Genomic DNA, 18,107 nt, shown 5'->3' with positions numbered 1-18,107 from the left:
TAAATTTATCTATCTTTATGAAGCTGTGCATCTTTGCCATAATACGGCGAATATGGTCCATAAAGTATGCAGTTATGGCAATCTCTTGAAAATAAATAAGCATCTGCCATTACTGCTAGATCATATGATCTATCTGAGATGGTATTTGCCACCTGTGAAATGACGGCTGAGACTAACATACCAAGTAGGCTACTTTGGCCGCTGCTGCTATCTTCTGCTGCCATAGCACTGCCTTGCCAAAGAGTAGCGCCGCTTTTTATATCGATAAGCTTTGCTTCAAGGACAACCTTTGTTGAGCTTGAGATGACTGCATAGCTCGTACCATAATCTTTTATATTTATGTAAAGCACACTATCAGCATGAAAAATTTTATCAAGCTTATTTAGTGGCACGGCTGCGATCTCGCTTGGCTCGGTTATGCCATTTAGCTTAAAGGTATCATTTACAAGAGCCACTGGAAATACGTAGTATCCCGCCTCACTTAGTGGTGCGACTGCATTTGCTAAAACAGCAGCTGGACCTGAAATTTCTGTGCTATCGTTTGTTGGCATAAGCGCTAAGATAGAGTGAGGTTTTTTTTGTAAAAATTCTGAGTAGTCGTATGGCTCAGGCTCTTTTATAGAGCAACCCGTAAAAAATACTACCAAAAATATAGCGGCTATAAATTTCAGGCTATTTTTCATTATTTGCCCCCTCTTTTTGCTCTACTTTTTTCGGAGTTAAATTTTTAGAGCCTTTGATGAAATTTATATACTCCCTTGACTCTGGGAAATTTTGAACCTCTTTGTCAAAATTTGCATTTGCAGCGCCTAAATTTCCGTTATTTAGATATAAAAGTCCAAGGTGTGCGTATACGCCAGGAGCGATCTTGTAGCCCTTTTGTGTTGAGATCTGCACCAGATTTTCTAAGCGTGAAATTTGCTCATTTGTATCGCCATCTTCATTTATATAACTATATAGCGAGCTACTATATGATCCATCCCAATAATAAAGTGATCTTGGAGCGTTTGAATGGCCGCAACCTGCTAAAAATAGTGCAAAAAGCGCGAGGCCGGCAAGCTTTATTTTACTTGCCATGCTCCACTTTCTATGCCATTTACTAGATTATTTACCGCTTCAATAATAGCTAGGCTTAAAACCTTGCCATTTAGCGTAGAGTCATATCCTGCTGTGCCACCAAAGCCGATGATCTCTCTGTTTGAAAGGGTGTATTCGCCAGCGCCGCTAACCGAATAGACAACCTCAGCTGTTTTGGTATCAACGATATTTAAATTTACCTTCGAATAGGCAGTTTGTTGCTTGCCTTTGCCAAGTATGCCAAATAGCTGATGATCGCCCGTAGTTTTTCGTCCAAACTCGGTTACATCACCAGTTATCACGTATCTTGCGCCTTTTAGATTTTGAGCGGTTTTACTTAGCTCGCTCTCTTGTTTGATCACTTTCATATTTGATCTATCAAGCACCAAAAATCTACCACTTTGCTGTAAATTTGTGATCAAAATGCTTTGAGCTTGGTTGCCAAGCCTATCCTCGCCATCAGCAAATATACCATTTTGGTAAGCTGATTGATTATTAAATCGACCTATCGAAACTGAAATTTTTTGACCATTATAAACTGTGCCGTAGCTTGCTACTTTTGGAGTCTCAACAACCCTTGAACTCTCACTCGCACATCCAGCAAAAAGAGCTGCCGTAAGCAAAACTGCACCAAATTTAAATACATTTTTCATTTTTTATCCTTTGCGACAAAATCGCTTGTATATTACTAAATTTCTTTTTAAATAGCTTTAAATTTCATCCATGTGCCTTTTAGGTATCTAATCGTAAAAAGCACCGCCTTTACGGCCCAGTCAGCAAACATTGCAAACCAAGTACCTATCATGCCAAGATCAAATGTAAGTGCAAAAATATAGGCCAAGATGACTCTACAAGCAAACATGCAAACTAAATTTACAATCATTGGATATTTAGCATCCCCTGCAGCACGAAAAATAGTCGGATACGTATAGGCAAGTGGCCAAATAAGGCACATAGCGATACCGTGATACCAGACGATCTGCCTTGTTAAATTTATGGCTTCGCTTGAGAGATTATAAACAAGAAGCAATGGCTCAAGCAAAAATAAAATTACTGCCGTACTAAAAAGCTGGACGATATAGATGCTTATCATCGACTTTTTTGCGTAAAATTTAGCCTGAGCAAAGTCATTCGCGCCAACACACCTTGAGATAACCACACTAAGCCCTGTTCCTATCGCCATGCCAAGGAGTACTTGAAACATCACAATCGTCCCGCCCACGGCATTTGCAGCGATACTTGCTGTGCCAAAGAGTGAAACAAGACTCAAAACGATGATGCGACCCACATAAAACATCGAATTTTCAAAGCCATAAGGCACACCGATATTTAAAATTTTCTTTATGATCTCGTAGTCAAATTTATAGATGAAGCTCTTTCTTATGTGAAGTTTTAGCCTTATATCAAGAAGCAAATAGACTATGACAAAGCAAGCAAGCATCTTGGCTATAAGCGTACTGATGGCAATACCTAAAATACCAGTATGAAATGTATAAATACTAATGGCAGTTAGAAGTACGTTTAATAAATTTGCAGCCGCCATAATATACATAGGAAGCTTGGCATTTGACATTGTGCGAAAGATCGCCGCAGCTGCTGCATAGACAGCCAAAAATGGCGCAGAAATAGCTGAGAAAACAAGATAGTGACTAGCATCATGCCTTACTTGCTCACCAATATCGCCAAAGACATAATCTAAGATAATATCTTTTAAAACTATGATGACCGCTGCGATAAAAAGGGCAAAGATAAAACTAAACCAAACGAGCTGATTTGCTGTGATTTTGGCATTGCCACTTTGTTTATTGCCTAGATACTGGCTAGCAATCACTGAGCCGCCAGTAGCGATAGCTGTAAAAATGCTAATAAATAGCGCCATGACAAATTCCACAAGACTAATCGCACTTACAGCGCTTTCACTAACACTTGCTGCCATTAGCGAGTTTGCAAGCCCTAGACTATACTCTAAAAACTGCTCAACTGCAATAGGGAAAAATAGCTTTGCAAGGTCGGCATCTGAGAAAAATTTTGTATTTTGATCTTTGATTTTGTTTACCATACTTCCCCTAAGATAAACTTAAAAATTTTAATAGATTTAAGCCAAGATCTGCCTTTTTGCAAATCCTGACTTAAAAATTTTAGTGTCTTGAAAGGTAGTTTGTATCGTAGTTATTGCTTAAAAAGTCTTTGTTCTCCATCATAGCGATGTGAAAATCTTTTGTTGTTTTTATACCATTTATTATGAGCTGATCAAGAGCTACTTTCATTTTATGGATCGCCCTATTTCTATCGGTATCCCAAACCACGAGTTTGCCAATCATACTATCGTAATACGGTGGTATCGAATAATCTTGATAGATATGACTATCCATTCTAACATTGCGGCCACCTGGACAGACATATTTTGTGATCTTACCAGGACACGGCGTAAATGTATTTGGATCTTCAGCTGTTATCCTGCATTCGATCGCATGACCTTTTAGTTCAATACTCTCTTGTGATGGTAGTGCCTCACCTTCAGCCACTTTTATCATAAGCTCGATGATATCAAGTCCGCTTACCATTTCGCTCACTGTGTGCTCAACTTGAAGTCTTGTATTCATCTCGATGAAGTAAAAGTCTAAATTTTTATCAACCAAAAACTCAAACGTACCAGCTCCCTCGTAGCCGATCGCTTTTGCCGCTTTTATGGCTGTTTCGTGAAGCCTCTCTCTTGTTTTTTCATCAAGTAAAATAGCTGGGCTCTCTTCGATCAGCTTTTGGTGGCGACGCTGCATAGAGCAATCACGCTCACCGATGTGAAGTACATTGCCATGGCTATCGCCAATTACTTGAACTTCGATATGACGTGGATTTAGGATATATTTTTCCATATACATTGTGCCATCACCAAATGCGCTCATAGCTTCGCTTTCAGCAGACCAAAACGCTTTTTCTAAATCAGCCTCTTTTTCAACCACGCGCATACCACGTCCGCCACCACCTGCAGCAGCTTTTAAGATGACAGGATAGCCTATCTTTTTAGCTAGCTCTTTTGCAGCTTTTGTGTCAGCCACAGCGCCGTCTGAGCCAGGAATTACTGGTACGCCAGCTCTTTGCATGACCTGCTTTGCCTTGCTCTTATCGCTCATCAAAGCCATCGCAGCGACACTTGGTCCTATAAATTTGATCTTGTGATGTGAGCAAATTTCAACAAAATTTTGATTTTCACTTAAAAAGCCATATCCAGGGAAAATAGCGTCTGCTTCGCTGATCTCAGCTGCACTTATGATAGCTGGGATATTTAGGTAGCTATCGCTTGAGCGCTCTTTGCCGATGCAAATGGCTACGTCAGCATATTTTACGTAAAGTGCGTCTTTATCAGCGGTTGAATAGACTACAACGGCTTCTTTACCCATCTCCTTTATCGTTCGCAAAGCACGAAGGGCGATTTCGCCTCGGTTTGCGATTAAAATTCTTTTTAATTCCATTAATTTTTCTCCACGCCAAATAACGGCAATCCAAACTCAACTGGCTGTCCGTCAGAGACTAGCATTTCAGTGATCTGGCAGTCAAACTCAGCCTCGATTTCATTCATGATCTTCATAGCCTCGATGATACCTACTACATCGCCTTTTCTTACTCTTTGACCTACTTTTACAAATGGTGCAGCGCCTGGGCTTGGAGCAGCGTAGAAAGTACCTACCATAGGAGATTTTATGCTATCTTTTGGCGAGTTTGCAGCTGGTTTTACCTCTGAATTAACGACAACATTTACAGGTGCTGGAGCTGGCGCTTGTGCTGCTGGTTTAGCAGGCGCGCAATAATCTGAAAATTTTTCAAGCTCTACCTCAAAATCACCACTTTTTATTTTGATATGATTCATCTCCATATCATTAAAAAATTCGATAAGCTCTTTTATATCTTCTTTTTTCATAGAAATTTCTCCTAAATTTTTATATAAGCGTCTAATTGTAGCGAAAATTAGATAAAAAATTTTTTTATGAAGCAAAAACGAGAACTCAAAGTTACTCTTTTTTGCTAAGTTATTTTTCAGTAATAATTATCTTAATGCCTTTAGCATCAACTAAATTTTCATCGATGATGATCTCATCTATCTTTGCTGCCCTTATCACGCCACTTTTTGGATTTTTTATACTTTTTATCGCTCCGATTGTGCTTACATCGACACTTGAATATTCAAACGCAAGACTCGTATCCATAAAAATACAATCTTTTACGACCAAATTTTCCACGTAACAAAGAGCTTGCAAGCTCTTTATCGTGCAGTTTATAAGCGTCACATTTTTTGAGTTCCAAGCTAGATATTCGCCTGAGATTAGGCAGTTTTGTGCGACCACGTTTTCGCAGTTCCAAAATGCATCTTTTGAGATAAGTTTTGAGTTTGTGATATGGACATTTTTACAACCATCAAAGCAGTAGTTTCCATCTAAATTTAGCCCATCGATCTCTAAATTTTCGCTATTTGCCCCAAAGTAATCGCCCCTAGCAAAGACGTTTTTTATCTTCACATCCGCGCATCCCCAAAGTGTTTCACTAGCATCTGAGAAATTTACATTTTCTAGCAAAATTTGCGAGCTTTTTCTAAAGCTTTTTGGAGCATTGATGAGCGCATCTTTGAAGCTTAAATTTGTACTGTACCACATGCCAGCCCTTGCTAGAAGCTCCAAGTATCCGCCATTTAGCGTGATATCGCTTGCGTACCAAAGTGGGTATTTGTAGGCAAAAACGCACTCATTTAGCTTTAAATTTGAGCTATGTTTTAGCGGCGACTCGCCATCTTCAAAGATACAGTTTGTAAAATTTACACTTTTTGCCCCAAACATCGCGCGCTCACCAGTAAAAATTTCTGCATTTTTCTCTTGCATTTTTGTCCTTTATTAATTTTTGCTGTTAAAATTATACTAATTTTCATCTAATTTATTCGCTTTATTAAATTTATTTTAAAGACGCAAAGCGTTATAATCGCCCAAAAAAGGAGCAAAAATGGGTTTAAAATCAGACTCTTGGATAAGGAAAATGTCGGTTGAAAAGAATATGATCGTGCCGTTTGCTGAGGAGCAAGTGGGTCGCGGCGTCGTTAGCTACGGCGTTTCTAGCTACGGCTACGATATCCGCGTGGGCGATGAGTTTAAAATTTTCACAAATATCGGCGGAACCGTCGTTGATCCAAAGAATTTTGATGAGAAAAACGTGGTTGATTTTAAGGGCGATGTCTGCATAGTGCCGCCAAATTCTTTTGCTTTGGCGCGCACGATCGAGTACTTTAACATGCCTGATAATGTGCTAGCGATCTGCCTTGGCAAGAGCACATACGCAAGGTGCGGCATCATCGTAAATGTGACGCCTTTTGAGCCTGGATTTAAGGGGCATATCACGATAGAGATCTCAAACACGACGCCACTTCCCGCGAAGATCTACGCAAATGAGGGCATCGCGCAGGTGCTATTTATCGAGGGTGATGAGCCTTGCGAGGTGACTTATGCTGATAAAAACGGCAAATACCAAGCCCAAGAAGGCATTACACTACCTAGAATTTTGAAGTAATTTTCATGCCTTTGCGACCTTGCAAAGGCTAAATTTATCGCCCACTTTTTATAAAAACCCTAAACAATAACGAAATTTTGACGAAATAGAAGCTAGAAAGAGCAGAGCTTTGATAAATAAATTTTAAATTTGGTACAGCTTTTGCTTAAAAAATTATAAAAAATAATTCAAATTAGCCATTTATAAATCAAAAAATGACTAGCAAAAAGGCGCAAAATGTTTAACAACAAATCGATATTGATCACCGGCGGAACAGGAAGTTTTGGTAAAAAGTACACCGAAATTTTGTTAAAAAAATACAAGCCAAAAAGGCTAGTTATCTACTCACGCGATGAGCTAAAACAATATGAAATGGCTCAAATGTTTAAAGACAAGGCCATGCGTTTTTTCATCGGCGACGTGAGGGACTATAAGCGCTTAAGAACTGCGATGAACGGCATAGACTACGTCATCCACGCAGCAGCAATGAAACACGTACCAATCGCAGAATACAACCCAATGGAGTGCATCAAAACAAACATAGATGGCGCTCAAAACGTCATCGATGCCTCTTTGGAGTGTGGCGTTAGCAAGGTGATCGCGCTCTCAACCGACAAAGCATGCAACCCTGTAAATTTATATGGAGCTACAAAGCTAGCGAGTGATAAACTATTTGTTGCTGCAAATAACATTGTTGGAGACAAAAAAACAAGATTTAGTGTCGTAAGATATGGAAATGTCGTGGGCTCTCGTGGCTCAGTCGTGCCGCTCTTTAAAAAGCTAATCGCACAAGGAGAAAAAGAGCTTCCTATAACGCATGAGAAGATGACTAGGTTTTGGATTACGCTTGAACAAGGCGTAAATTTCGTCCTTAAAAACTTTGAGAGGATGAAAGGCGGCGAAATTTTCATACCAAAGATCCCATCGATGACGATGATCGATCTCGCAAAAGCCCTTGCACCAGATCTTGGCGTCAAGATCATAGGCATTCGTCCAGGCGAAAAGATGCATGAGATGATGATATCAAGAGATGACGCGCATCTTACATACGAATTTGATGATTACTACGTTATTAGTCCGTCTATCCAGTTTTTAACAGCGCAAGACTTCTCGACAAATGCTCTTCATCAAAAGGGCAAACCAGTTAGTGAGGACTTTGAATATAGCTCAAATACAAATAAAATTTGGCTCGATAGAGCAGGCCTTCTTGAGATGATAGGAGATGCTAAATGATCCCTTACAGCTGTCAGCAGATCACAGAAGAGGACATAAAGGCAGTCACAGATGCCTTAAAAGATGACATCTTAACAGGTGGCCAAAAGGTTAGTCAATTTGAAGAGGAGCTGGCAAAGTATGTTGGCGTAAAGCACGTGATCGCTATGAACTCAGCCACTTCGGCTCTTCACGTAGCCTATCTTAGCCTTGGCGTAAAGGCTGGCGATGAAGTGATCACGACACCCATCACCTTTGCAGCCACTGCAAATGCAGCTTTGATGGCAGGAGCACAGGTGAAATTTTGCGACGTAAAAGCAAATGGCAACATCGATGAAGAGAAAATTCCAGCTCTTATCACGCCAAAGACAAAGGTGATAACCGCAGTTGATTACGGTGGCAATCCAGTGGAGCTAGATAAGATCATAAATTTAGCCAAAAAACACGGCATAAAAGTGATAGACGACGCCTCTCACGCCCTTGGTAGCGTGCAAAACGGCGTAAAAGTGGGCGTTAAGGCTGATATTAGCATATTTAGCTTTCATCCAGTAAAGCCTATCACCACGCTTGAGGGCGGCGCACTTGCTACAAACGACGATGAGCTAGCAAGACTAGCAAGGCTATATAGAAGCCACGGCATCACCAAAACAAAGCTTTGGGATAGCGACATGAGCCTGCTTGGATACAACTACAGGATCACAGACGTAGCCTGCGCTTTGGGGCTTAGCCAGCTAAAAAGGCTGGACGGCTTTATCGCTAAAAGAAATGAGATAGCTAAATTTTATGATGAGAAATTTAGTGATTGTGAATACTTTAAAACTATAAAAATCCCAGCAAATACAACAAGCTCAAGGCACCTATATCCAGTGCTTTTGGATGAGAAATTTTGGGATAAAAAAGAGCAAATTTTTGAAGTACTCTTGCAAAAAGGAGTTGGTGTGCAGGTGCATTATAAGCCAACATATAAATTTAGCTTTTATAAAGCTCTTCTTGGCGAAATTTCACTGCCAAATGCGGAGAAATTTTATAGCGCTGAGCTTAGCATCCCATGCCATCACGGCATGAGCGTAGATGATGCTAAATTTGTTGCAAGCACGCTTTTTGATGTGCTAAAAAGTTTTAGCGAGCAAAAATGATCTGTATCATCCCAGCAAGAGGCGGCAGCAAGAGAATACCTGGCAAAAACATCAAAGACTTTTTAGGCAAGCCTTTAATCGCATATAGTATCGAGGCTGCGCTAAATTCTAAAGTTTTTAACGAAGTAATAGTAAGCACCGATGATGAAATGATCGCAAATGTGGCTAGAGAATTTGGAGCTATCGTGCCATTTTTTAGAGATGCAAACCTAAGCGATGACTACGCGACAAGTACTGACGTGATAAAAGACGCGATAGGGCGCGTAAATTCTAGCTTTAGTGATGTCTGCTGCCTTTATGCTACAGCACCACTCATAACGGCTGAAATTTTAAAAGAGGCCGCAGGAGAGTTTAAAAAGCAGGAGTGTAAATTTTTATTTTCAGCGACTGCGTTTGATTTCCCTATACAAAGGGCGATAAAACTTGATGAAAACGCTAGAGTTAGCATGTTTTATCCGCAGTTTGAAAAGACACGCTCACAAGATCTTGAGCCTGCGTTTCATGACGCTGGGGCATTTTATTTTGGCAAAAAAGAGGCTTGGCTGGAGTGCAGTGCTTTGTTTGCGCCACACTCAAAGGCGTATTTGCTGCCAAGAAATTTAGTCTGTGACATCGATACGCTAGAGGATTTTGAGTTTGCCAAAAAGCTTTATTTGGTAAATAGTGGAAAGATCTGATTGAAAGAATTTAAAGGACTCCCCCTGCTAAAAACGCTCGTGCGCGCTGATAGTGGCAGCAAGATAGGGCATGGGCACATCAGGCGAGACCTTTTGCTTGCTAAAAAATTTAGCGACATCTCATTTGCATCTTTGAGGCTAGATGGTGACATTTTTGATGAGATAAACTACCCTAAATTTAGTTTAACAAGTGGCGAGATAGATGAGCTTTGCGAGCTTATAAAAGATAATAAATTTGAACTTCTCATCATCGACCACTACGGCTTTAGCTTCGAAGACGAAAGAGCTATAAAAGAAAAAACTGGCGTTAAAATTTTATCATTTGACGACACTTACGAGAAACATTGCTCAGACTACATTTTAAACGTAAATTTATATGCGCAAAAGGCAAGATATGAGGGGCTGGTAGAAAAAAGCTGCGAGGTATTTTGCGGAAGCGAGTTTTTACTAGTTAGGGATGAATTTTATGAAGAAGTGCAGGTAAAAAGGGAGAAAATTTATGACTACGCTATCATTCTTGGAGGCACTGATATCTCAGGGCTAAGTGCAAAAATTTCAGAAAAACTGCTCCTTAAAAACCTAAAAACAGCTGTCATAACAACAAGTGGAAATAAAAACTTAAGCGCACTAAAAGAGCTATCAAGTAAGAGTGAAAATTTCAGCCTTTTTGTAGATAGTAAAAACGTAGCAAGGCTGATGAATGAAGCCAAAATGCTCATCATAACAGCAAGCTCACTTGTAAATGAAGCTTATGTTTTAGGAGCTAAATTTAAAGCCATTTGCGTAGCGGATAATCAAAAAGAGATCTTTGCTTGGCTAAAAGAAAATGGGTATGAAGCTTACTGGGGAGATGAAATTTGCTTGAGCTTATAAATTTTACCTCGCTTAGTGACGAGCAAAAGCTGATGGTCTTAAAGTGGCGAAACGACGAGCGGATAGCTAAATTTATGAAAAATAAAAGCGTTGGTAAAGAGGAGCATTTTGCTTTTTTAGAGAGATTAAAGAGCATTCAAGATAAGATCTATTTTCTAGTAAAAGACGAGAGTGAATTTATCGGAGTGATAAGCTTTGTTGATATCACGAAAGAAAGTTGCGAATTTGGCGTTTATAAAAACCCAGAGCTAAAAGGAGTGGGCAAAAAGTTGCTTGATCTCATAAAAAACTACGCTTTTTTTACGCTAAAAGTTGGCTCGCTAAAGGCAAAAGCTTATAATAACAACGAAAAAGCGCTCGCACTTTATGAAAATTTTGGCTTTAAAATTTACGCAAAAGATGATGACTTTAGCTATCTTGAGCTTAAAAATGAAACGGACTAACGGATGAAAATAGGAAATTTTGATACAGACAAAAAGGTCTTTATAATAGCAGAGCTCTCCGCTAATCACAGCGGCAGCCTAAAAACGGCGGTAGATACGATAAAGGCAGCTAAGCGCGCTGGAGCTGACGCGATAAAGCTTCAGACATATACGCCTGATAGTTTGACTCTAAATTCGCACCTGGACGACTTTGTCATAAAAGGCGGACTTTGGGATGGAAGAAATTTATACGAGCTTTATCAAGAGGCGCTAACGCCAAAAGAGTGGCACGCCGAACTTTTTAAAGTAGCAAAAGAAGAAGGGCTTGTCTGCTTTTCAAGCCCATTTTGCAAGGATGACGCCAACTTTTTAGAGCAGTTTAACCCACCAGCTTATAAGATCGCAAGTTTTGAGGTAACGGATTATGATTTTGTAGAGTTTGTAGCCAAAAAAGGTAAGCCCATCATCATCTCAACTGGCATAGCCTATGAAGAAGAGATAAGAGATGTGGTACAAATTTGCAAAAACGTAGGCAATAGTGACATCGCCCTTTTAAAATGCACTTCAAGCTACCCAGCGCCGCTAAATGGTATGAATTTGCAAACGATAGCTGATATGAGAAAGAAATTTGGCGTAGAGGTTGGCTTTTCTGATCACACACTAGGCGTGACAGCCCCAGTTGTTGCGGTTAGTTTGGGCGCCAGGATAGTTGAAAAACATTTTATACTTGATAAAAGCGTAAAAAGTGTCGATAGTGCTTTTAGTCTTGATGAGAGCGAATTTGCTCTTATGACAAAGTGTGTTAGGGAGGCTGAGGAGCTTTTGGGCAAAGTAAGCTACGAGCTAGATGAAAAAGCGGTTTTAAATAGGAGATTTTCACGCTCACTTTATGCAAGCGCAGATATAAAAAAGGGTGAAAATTTTAGCGAGCAAAATATAAGGAGCGTGCGTCCAGGGTACGGCCTGCACCCTAAATTTTTAAAAGAGCTGATCGGTAAAAAAGCAAAAAGAGATATAAAATTTAGCGAGAGATTAACAAAGGAGGATTTGATATGAACAATAAAAACGATAAGGCATCTAATAAAAAGGCAAAACCATCTAAAGATAATGTATCAAATATCCAAAATCCTATCTTTCAAAAAAATCTTCAAGCACTATTTCAGCAAGATGAAATTCTAGCAGCAAGGCTTTGGTCTATTGCAGGTAATGAAGACTATGAAATTTTTATAGGAAAAGATCCAATTGATATAAATTTAATAAACAAACATACTCTTAAATATATCTATGAAAATCCTGGAGCAGACATTTTAAAGCTACTTGAAGATATAGAAAGTGACTATAAACGTTATCCGATACTATTTTTTTATGGACTAGGTAATGGCGTACTCTATAAAGCACTAGCAAAAAATGAAACACACCAAAAAATCGTAGTCATAGAGCCAGAGATCGAGATCATATATCTTGTTTTAAATGTTATTGATCTATCAAACGAACTAGAAAGTGGACAGATAATACTTTTTTATTCAAAATTTGCCACCTATACACATTTTTATTATCTGGTTACAGAAGCGAAACTAAACTCATATGCAAAAACCTATGATAATCTTATGATTCATATGCCTTTTTATGATCAATTTGAAGAAGACTACATAAGAATAAACAAAGAGATTACAAGGGCATTTTCTCAAATAGTAGTTGCTCACGGCAATAGCATAGACGATCTTTTATTAGGCACAAGACAAAATTGTGAAAATTTAGTGCCCATGATTAGCAATTATTGCTACACAAGTCTTGTTAAAAAAAGATATGGTCTTATGGATACAGCTATAATTGTATCAACTGGCCCAAGCCTAGATAAACAGCTTAATACGCTTAAAAAATTTGCTCCATATGTTAGCATTATAAGCGTTGATGCCTCTTATCCAATCCTTGCAAGGCATGATATCAAGCCTGATTATGTAATGTCGATTGAAAGAATAGAACCAACTTCTAGTTTTTTTGAAAAAAAACATCCAAATATTGATGACAATATACACTTTATTGTTGCCTCAGTTACACACAAACAAACTATTAAAAATATCTTGCCAAGAAAACTAGTACTAACTATGAGACCTCAACAAGAGGAGTATATGTTTGGTCTAAAAAGATATGGATATTTGGGTGTGGGGCATAGTTGTGCAAACATGGCCTACCAGCTAGCCTATGTCTTAGGACATAAAAATATCGTTTTCATAGGACAGGATCTAGCATTTGGTAAAGATGGAGCAAGCCATGCAAAAGGTCACGCTTTTGCACAAGCGGATGAAAATTTATATGTTAAAGCTTATGGCGGAGAGGGGGAGGTTAAAACAACATATGTTTGGACTCTATTTAAAAACCAGTTTGAAAATGACATCGCCCAATCAAGCCTAGAGAATATAAAATCATATAACTGTACCGAAGGTGGTGCTAGAATAGAAGGCACTATAGAAAAGCCGTTTTTAGAAGTAATGCATGAGCTTTGCAAAGACAAAGAGATTAAAAAACTGCCTAATATAAAAAAAGATAGTGAAACGACGGTAAATAAAAACCTTTTAAAAGCTTATAAAGTCATACTTGCAAAAATAAAAGCTCAAAGTGAAGTCAAACAACAAATAGAAAAAGTCTTTTTAGAAGTAGTGCCTAGTATAGATAAATTGCTTGAGCTCAATAAAGAAAATAAAATAGAAAAAAAGCACTTTGATGAGCTTCTTAAAATAACAAAAAAGATAGATAAACTAAAAGATGTAATCGCAAAACGTAATTATCAAAAATATGTAGATAATATATTGCAAATTTCAGTCTATTATCAAGAACTTGAGCTTGCAAAAATTTCTGTAGCGCCAAGTGACACAACCATCCAAAAAACCAATAAGCTTCTTATGTGGGTAAATATGCACAAATACTGGATGTTCTCTGCAGCTGGCGGTCTAAATGCCGATATCGAAGTTACTAAAAAAGCTTCAAAAGCACTTGTTGCTGAGCTAAAAAAGAGAAAACTAATAGCTAAAAATGAGATAGGAAAAGCAAAAGAAAATTTTATACTGAGTATATAAGCTAATTTGTAAGTAGAATTATTTTACTTACGATCTTTTTATTTGGCTTACTAGTTTTAGTAAGCCTTTGTCACAATTATAAATTTATAACACAACCCATTATAAACCACTAGAGCAAAGACAAAATAGATACATTACTATTTATTTTTAGTAGATAAAGCCCCAAAGTTAAACTCTGGGGCGTGGGTTTGCGTATTGTAAAAGCATTAACACTCTTAAGGCTTTGTTACTGCGACAAAGCCTCTATCTAAAACCTTAATGAAACTATTGTAGTAGCTTCATTACGTTTTGTTGTACGCTGTTTGCTTGACTCATGGCATAAGCACCTGATTGAGCTAGGATATTATGTTTTGAGAAGTTAGCAGACTCGCTAGCAAAATCAACATCTCTGATTTGAGATTCTGCTGATTTTACGTTAACTTGAGTTACAGTGATGTTATTAACTGTAGCTTGAAGTTGGTTTTGAACTGAACCAAGGTCTGAACGAACTTGATCAAGTGTTTTTTGAGCAGACTCAGCAATACTCATAACAGCCATCGCACCGCGAAGTGTCATAACACCAGCAGACTGAGCTACTGATAAAGCTCCACTCATTCTTTGGAAGCCCATAGCTGTTGCTAGGGTTTTATCTATTTGTCCTCTTATATCTCTTAGAGATACTGATTGTTGAGCTCCACCATTAGCAGAGAATGCTAGCGATAGTTTAGCAACGCCACCAGCATTTAGCTTGATATCTCTACCATCAAGACGAACAAGGTTTAGTCTACCTACGAAACCGGTTAAAGATGTACCTTTAGCAGCTGCACCTTTACCGCCAAGACCCTTTGAGATGTCTTTACCAGAAGCTACGATAGCACGGCCATCACGGCTTGTTAATACCATTTTGCCTGTTTCAGCATCAACAGAAGCTTCAACACCAGTTTGATCTTTTACAGAGTTGATAGCATTTACAAGTGCACCGTTTGCATCATTTGCTTTAACTTCTAGATCGCCGATTTTAACGCCGTTGATTGTTAAAGACTGAATTAAACCACCGCCAATAGCAGCACTTGCTTTCCAAGTAACATCAGCTGTAGCTCTAACACCAGTTCTATCAGCAACTTTGTTGATGTTCTCGGCTAGAGCGCCAAGGCCTTTACCGATACCTGTTGAGATAGTAGCGCCTGTAACACCTACATCGTTTACACCATCAACGTTTAAGAATTTAAGGTTTACTTCACCCATAGCTGTAAGTAGTCTTGAACTCTCAAAACGTGTAAGACCGATCTTATCAGACGTAGTCGCACCAATACTTGCTTTAACAGTTTGGTTTGAATAAGCACCTATTTGGAATTCTTTATTAGAGAATGTTCCGTTTAGTAGTTGCTGACCGTTAAATGAAGTAGTGTTACCGATATTATCAAGCTCTTCCATTAGACGAACGATATCAGCTTGCAATGCTTGGCGTGATTGAGTTGTTTGGCCGTCTTGAGCTGATTGAGTAGCTTTTGTCTTGATAGTATCAAGAATTTTTAGCTGCTCGTCCATAGCTTTATCGGCAACTTGAATGATACCAATAGCATCATTACCGTTTGCAATAGCTTGACCTAAAGCTGAGGCTTGACTTCTTAAGCTATCTGCGATAGATAGACCTGAAGCATCGTCTGCAGCTGTTTGAATCCTAAGACCTGAGCTAAGTTTGTTAAGTGACTTAGATAGGTCAGTGTTGTTGCTAACTGCGTTAGCGTGTGTGTTAAGTGCGTTTACGTTTGTGTTAATACGAAAACTCATTGTAAATCCTTTTAATTTTTTAGTTACGACTTCTTGTCGCACAAAAACTATATCGTGAAATTTTCTAAAAACTTTATAGGCATGAATGAAAAAATTTTTAAAGATTAACATGGATTTGATTTTTATGCCTTGATACTTTAAAAATTATTTTTGCTACAATTACGCCAAAAAATTCAAAGGCTATATATAAATGAAAAGCTTAATCATCGTGGAATCTCCCGCAAAAGCAAAGACTATCAAGAATTTCTTAGACAAAAGCTATAACGTCATCGCCTCAAAAGGCCACATCAGAGACCTGCCAAAAACGAGCTTTGGCATCAAGATAGAGGATGATAAATTTACCCCAGAGTACCGCGTAAACAGCGATCACTCCGCCATTGTAAAAGAGATAAAAGAGCTAGCCAAGGGTGCAGATGAAATTTACCTCGCGACCGATGAGGATAGAGAGGGTGAGGCGATCGCGTTTCACATAGCAAATGCCATCGGCAAAGAGCCAACCAGCCTGCCTCGCATCGTCTTTCACGAGATCACCAAAAGCGCCATACAAAACGCTCTAAAAAGCCCAAGACACGTCGATATGAACAGCGTCAATGCCCAGCAAACAAGGCGCTTACTTGACCGCATCGTTGGCTATAAGCTAAGTCCGCTTTTAAATTTAAAGATACAAAAAGGCTTAAGTGCTGGCAGGGTGCAAAGTGCGGCACTAAAGATAATAGTCGACCGTGAGCGTGAAATTCAGGCATTTAAGCCGGTTGAATACTACACTATCGACACCGTTTTTAAAAAAGACCTAGACGCCGAGCTAGTTAAATTTGAAAACCAAAAGATCGAAAAGCTCACTATCCAAAACCCAGACCGCGCAAAATACATCATTGAAAATTTACAAAATGAGAAATTTAGCGTCCGTGAGATCGAGAGCAAGGATAGAAAGATCCAGCCAAGCCCGCCATTTATGACATCAACACTTCAGCAAAGTGCGAGCAACCGCCTTGGCTTTAGCCCCAAAAAGACCATGATGATCGCTCAAAGCCTATATGAGGGCGTGCAAACAAACGAGGGTTTCATGGGTGCGATCACTTACATGAGAACGGACAGCTTAAATTTAGCCAAAGAGGCCGTCGCAGCCGCTAGAGAGCACATCCTGCAAAACTACGGCAAAGAGTATCTGCCAGCCAAAGCGATAAGCTACACGACAAGCTCAAAAGGTGCGCAAGAAGCCCACGAAGCGATCCGCCCTACAAATTTAAACTTCACACCGCAAATCGCCGCTAAATTTTTAGAAAAAGATGCGCTCAAACTCTACACGCTCATCTACAATAGATTTTTAGCCTGCCAAATGAGCGCATGTGTGAGCCAAACGCAAAATGTCTATGTCGCAAGCGAAAAAGGCGAGTTTAAGATAAGTGGCAGAAAGGTGCTATTTGACGGCTTTTACAAGGTTTATGGCGAGCTTGATAAGGATAAAATCTTGCCAAATTTAAAAAAGGGCGACGAGATGAGTTTGCAAAGCATAAAAAGCACACAAAACTTCACCGAGCCACCAGCCAGGTACTCAGAGGCTGGCCTTGTTAAAAAGCTAGAGAGCCTAGGCATCGGCCGCCCAAGCACCTACGCACCGACCATCTCGCTGCTAACATCAAGAGACTACGTGAGGATCGAGAAAAAGCAACTCATACCAAACGAGATCGCATTTAGTATGATAGGCGTTTTGGAGGAACACTTTAGCAACATCGTCGATAGCGAATTTACCTCACATCTTGAAGAAAAACTCGATGAGATCGCACTTGACAAGGCTGACTGGCAAAAGGTACTAAGCGACTTTTACTATCCATTTATGGAAAAAATTAGCGCTGGCAAAACTGGAATAAAAAGCCTAAAAACAGCCACTCCGATCGGTGAGAAATGCCCAGAGTGTGGAAGCGAGCTAGTGCTTAGAAAGGGCAGATACGGCGAGTTTATCGCTTGCTCAAATTTCCCAAAATGCAAATACTCAAGAAATATCGCAAAAGATAATGAAAAGAGCGCAGAGGCAGGCGCTACTGTGGTAGCTAAGCCAAAACGTGAGCTTAAAAAGCTTGATGTGCCATGTCCAAAATGCGGCGGCGAGATCGTCGAGAGATTTAGTAGGCGCGGTAAATTTTACGGGTGTGCCAACTATCCAAAATGTGACTTCGTCTCAAACTACGAGCCAGTTGAGCAAAAATGCGACGAATGTGGCGGCGATATGATCAAAAAAGAGCTTAAAAAAGGCACATTTCACGAGTGCACAAAATGCAAGAAAAAGACCCTTGTCTCTGAAAACTAAAAAATTCTAGCCAAATCTGAGTCCTTGAGCCTAAA

Annotated in this window: 17 protein-coding genes; 9 read left to right on the top strand and 8 right to left on the bottom strand. The window is 39.4% G+C overall.

Annotated elements, in window-relative coordinates; all coding sequences use genetic code 11:
* Positions 1 to 5: 5 nt before the first annotated feature.
* The 7 genes from CVT05_RS00295 to CVT05_RS00265 all read right to left on the bottom strand — a co-directional run bounded on the left by CVT05_RS00295 (position 6) and on the right by CVT05_RS00265 (position 5,945).
* Positions 6 to 683: a DUF799 domain-containing protein gene (locus tag CVT05_RS00295; protein WP_107697415.1), complete on the bottom strand. Its 678-nt coding sequence runs from the start codon at positions 681 to 683 to the stop codon at positions 6 to 8.
* A complete protein-coding gene (locus CVT05_RS00290) occupies positions 673 to 1,077 on the bottom strand; it encodes a DUF4810 domain-containing protein (RefSeq protein ID WP_107697414.1) in 405 nt (134 codons plus the stop codon). The genes CVT05_RS00295 and CVT05_RS00290 overlap by 11 nt, the downstream gene beginning before the upstream one ends.
* The gene (locus CVT05_RS00285) at positions 1,062 to 1,730 is read right to left on the bottom strand and encodes a CsgG/HfaB family protein (RefSeq protein ID WP_103599902.1); all 669 of its coding nucleotides are present in this window, start codon (positions 1,728 to 1,730) and stop codon (positions 1,062 to 1,064) included. Before CVT05_RS00285 ends, CVT05_RS00290 begins: the two co-directional genes overlap by 16 nt.
* 47 nt (positions 1,731 to 1,777) lie before the next feature.
* On the bottom strand, positions 1,778 to 3,136 hold the full coding sequence (locus CVT05_RS00280) for an MATE family efflux transporter (RefSeq protein ID WP_107697413.1): 1,359 nt from the start codon (positions 3,134 to 3,136) through the stop codon (positions 1,778 to 1,780).
* Positions 3,137 to 3,215: 79 nt separating this feature from the next.
* Positions 3,216 to 4,547: an acetyl-CoA carboxylase biotin carboxylase subunit gene (locus CVT05_RS00275; protein WP_072595397.1), complete on the bottom strand. Its 1,332-nt coding sequence runs from the start codon at positions 4,545 to 4,547 to the stop codon at positions 3,216 to 3,218.
* Positions 4,547 to 4,993 carry an acetyl-CoA carboxylase biotin carboxyl carrier protein gene (gene accB / locus CVT05_RS00270; protein ID WP_084041901.1) on the bottom strand — a complete coding sequence of 149 codons (447 nt, stop codon included), beginning with the start codon at positions 4,991 to 4,993 and terminating at the stop codon, positions 4,547 to 4,549. Before accB ends, CVT05_RS00275 begins: the two co-directional genes overlap by 1 nt.
* Positions 4,994 to 5,102: 109 nt before the next feature.
* Positions 5,103 to 5,945: a DUF3737 family protein gene (locus tag CVT05_RS00265; protein WP_107697412.1), complete on the bottom strand. Its 843-nt coding sequence runs from the start codon at positions 5,943 to 5,945 to the stop codon at positions 5,103 to 5,105.
* Between the two features lie 118 nt (positions 5,946 to 6,063).
* Between CVT05_RS00265 and dcd the strand changes: the two genes are divergently transcribed.
* The 8 genes from dcd (at position 6,064) to CVT05_RS00225 (ending at position 13,997) form a co-directional block, all read left to right on the top strand.
* Positions 6,064 to 6,624 (top strand): dCTP deaminase, encoded by a 561-nt coding sequence (gene dcd, locus CVT05_RS00260; protein WP_021091674.1) that lies wholly within the window; start codon positions 6,064 to 6,066, stop codon positions 6,622 to 6,624.
* 216 nt (positions 6,625 to 6,840) lie between these two features.
* Positions 6,841 to 7,836, top strand: a complete 996-nt coding sequence (gene pseB, locus CVT05_RS00255) for a UDP-N-acetylglucosamine 4,6-dehydratase (inverting) (protein WP_021084119.1) — start codon at positions 6,841 to 6,843, stop codon at positions 7,834 to 7,836.
* On the top strand, positions 7,833 to 8,951 hold the full coding sequence (gene pseC, locus CVT05_RS00250) for a UDP-4-amino-4,6-dideoxy-N-acetyl-beta-L-altrosamine transaminase (protein ID WP_107697411.1): 1,119 nt from the start codon (positions 7,833 to 7,835) through the stop codon (positions 8,949 to 8,951). Before pseB ends, pseC begins: the two co-directional genes overlap by 4 nt.
* Positions 8,948 to 9,628: a pseudaminic acid cytidylyltransferase gene (pseF, locus tag CVT05_RS00245; RefSeq protein ID WP_107697410.1), complete on the top strand. Its 681-nt coding sequence runs from the start codon at positions 8,948 to 8,950 to the stop codon at positions 9,626 to 9,628. Before pseC ends, pseF begins: the two co-directional genes overlap by 4 nt.
* Complete coding sequence (pseG, locus tag CVT05_RS00240) at positions 9,629 to 10,501, top strand: UDP-2,4-diacetamido-2,4,6-trideoxy-beta-L-altropyranose hydrolase (protein WP_107697409.1); 873 nt, start codon at positions 9,629 to 9,631, stop codon at positions 10,499 to 10,501.
* On the top strand, positions 10,486 to 10,944 hold the full coding sequence (gene pseH, locus CVT05_RS00235) for a UDP-4-amino-4,6-dideoxy-N-acetyl-beta-L-altrosamine N-acetyltransferase (RefSeq protein ID WP_107697408.1): 459 nt from the start codon (positions 10,486 to 10,488) through the stop codon (positions 10,942 to 10,944). The genes pseG and pseH overlap by 16 nt, the downstream gene beginning before the upstream one ends.
* A 3-nt stretch (positions 10,945 to 10,947) precedes the next feature.
* Positions 10,948 to 11,979, top strand: coding sequence for a pseudaminic acid synthase (gene pseI, locus CVT05_RS00230; protein WP_107697407.1), 1,032 nt, complete (start codon positions 10,948 to 10,950; stop codon positions 11,977 to 11,979).
* Positions 11,976 to 13,997 carry a motility associated factor glycosyltransferase family protein gene (locus CVT05_RS00225; RefSeq protein WP_107697406.1) on the top strand — a complete coding sequence of 674 codons (2,022 nt, stop codon included), beginning with the start codon at positions 11,976 to 11,978 and terminating at the stop codon, positions 13,995 to 13,997. Before pseI ends, CVT05_RS00225 begins: the two co-directional genes overlap by 4 nt.
* A 264-nt stretch (positions 13,998 to 14,261) precedes the next feature.
* On the opposite strand, the gene CVT05_RS00220 is transcribed toward CVT05_RS00225, so the two are convergent.
* Positions 14,262 to 15,767, bottom strand: coding sequence for a flagellin B (locus CVT05_RS00220; protein WP_072595387.1), 1,506 nt, complete (start codon positions 15,765 to 15,767; stop codon positions 14,262 to 14,264).
* A gap of 190 nt (positions 15,768 to 15,957) precedes the next feature.
* Between CVT05_RS00220 and topA the strand changes: the two genes are divergently transcribed.
* A complete protein-coding gene (gene topA, locus CVT05_RS00215) occupies positions 15,958 to 18,072 on the top strand; it encodes a type I DNA topoisomerase (RefSeq protein WP_107697405.1) in 2,115 nt (704 codons plus the stop codon).
* Positions 18,073 to 18,107 lie beyond the last annotated feature (35 nt).

Origin of the sequence: Campylobacter concisus (genome assembly GCF_003049705.1) — a bacterium.
Taxonomy (GTDB): Bacteria; Campylobacterota; Campylobacteria; order Campylobacterales; family Campylobacteraceae; genus Campylobacter_A; species Campylobacter_A concisus_AR.
The sequence above is the reverse complement of the archived record's forward strand: the minus strand, read 5'-3'. Positions and strand labels throughout refer to the sequence as shown.

Bases quoted from the DNA above. Each gene is read 5' to 3' on its own strand.
- pseF (WP_107697410.1), top strand. From the start codon at position 8,948: ATGATCTGTATCATCCCAGCAAGAGGCGGCAGCAAGAGAATACCTGGC.
- CVT05_RS00220 (WP_072595387.1), bottom strand. From the start codon at position 15,767: ATGAGTTTTCGTATTAACACAAACGTAAACGCACTTAACACACACGCT.
- CVT05_RS00225 (WP_107697406.1), top strand. From the start codon at position 11,976: ATGAACAATAAAAACGATAAGGCATCTAATAAAAAGGCAAAACCATCT.
- CVT05_RS00295 (WP_107697415.1), bottom strand. From the start codon at position 683: ATGAAAAATAGCCTGAAATTTATAGCCGCTATATTTTTGGTAGTATTT.
- CVT05_RS00285 (WP_103599902.1), bottom strand. From the start codon at position 1,730: ATGAAAAATGTATTTAAATTTGGTGCAGTTTTGCTTACGGCAGCTCTT.
- pseB (WP_021084119.1), top strand. From the start codon at position 6,841: ATGTTTAACAACAAATCGATATTGATCACCGGCGGAACAGGAAGTTTT.
- topA (WP_107697405.1), top strand. From the start codon at position 15,958: ATGAAAAGCTTAATCATCGTGGAATCTCCCGCAAAAGCAAAGACTATC.
- accB (WP_084041901.1), bottom strand. From the start codon at position 4,993: ATGAAAAAAGAAGATATAAAAGAGCTTATCGAATTTTTTAATGATATG.
- CVT05_RS00290 (WP_107697414.1), bottom strand. From the start codon at position 1,077: ATGGCAAGTAAAATAAAGCTTGCCGGCCTCGCGCTTTTTGCACTATTT.
- CVT05_RS00275 (WP_072595397.1), bottom strand. From the start codon at position 4,547: ATGGAATTAAAAAGAATTTTAATCGCAAACCGAGGCGAAATCGCCCTT.
- pseI (WP_107697407.1), top strand. From the start codon at position 10,948: ATGAAAATAGGAAATTTTGATACAGACAAAAAGGTCTTTATAATAGCA.
- CVT05_RS00280 (WP_107697413.1), bottom strand. From the start codon at position 3,136: ATGGTAAACAAAATCAAAGATCAAAATACAAAATTTTTCTCAGATGCC.
- pseC (WP_107697411.1), top strand. From the start codon at position 7,833: ATGATCCCTTACAGCTGTCAGCAGATCACAGAAGAGGACATAAAGGCA.
- CVT05_RS00265 (WP_107697412.1), bottom strand. From the start codon at position 5,945: ATGCAAGAGAAAAATGCAGAAATTTTTACTGGTGAGCGCGCGATGTTT.
- dcd (WP_021091674.1), top strand. From the start codon at position 6,064: ATGGGTTTAAAATCAGACTCTTGGATAAGGAAAATGTCGGTTGAAAAG.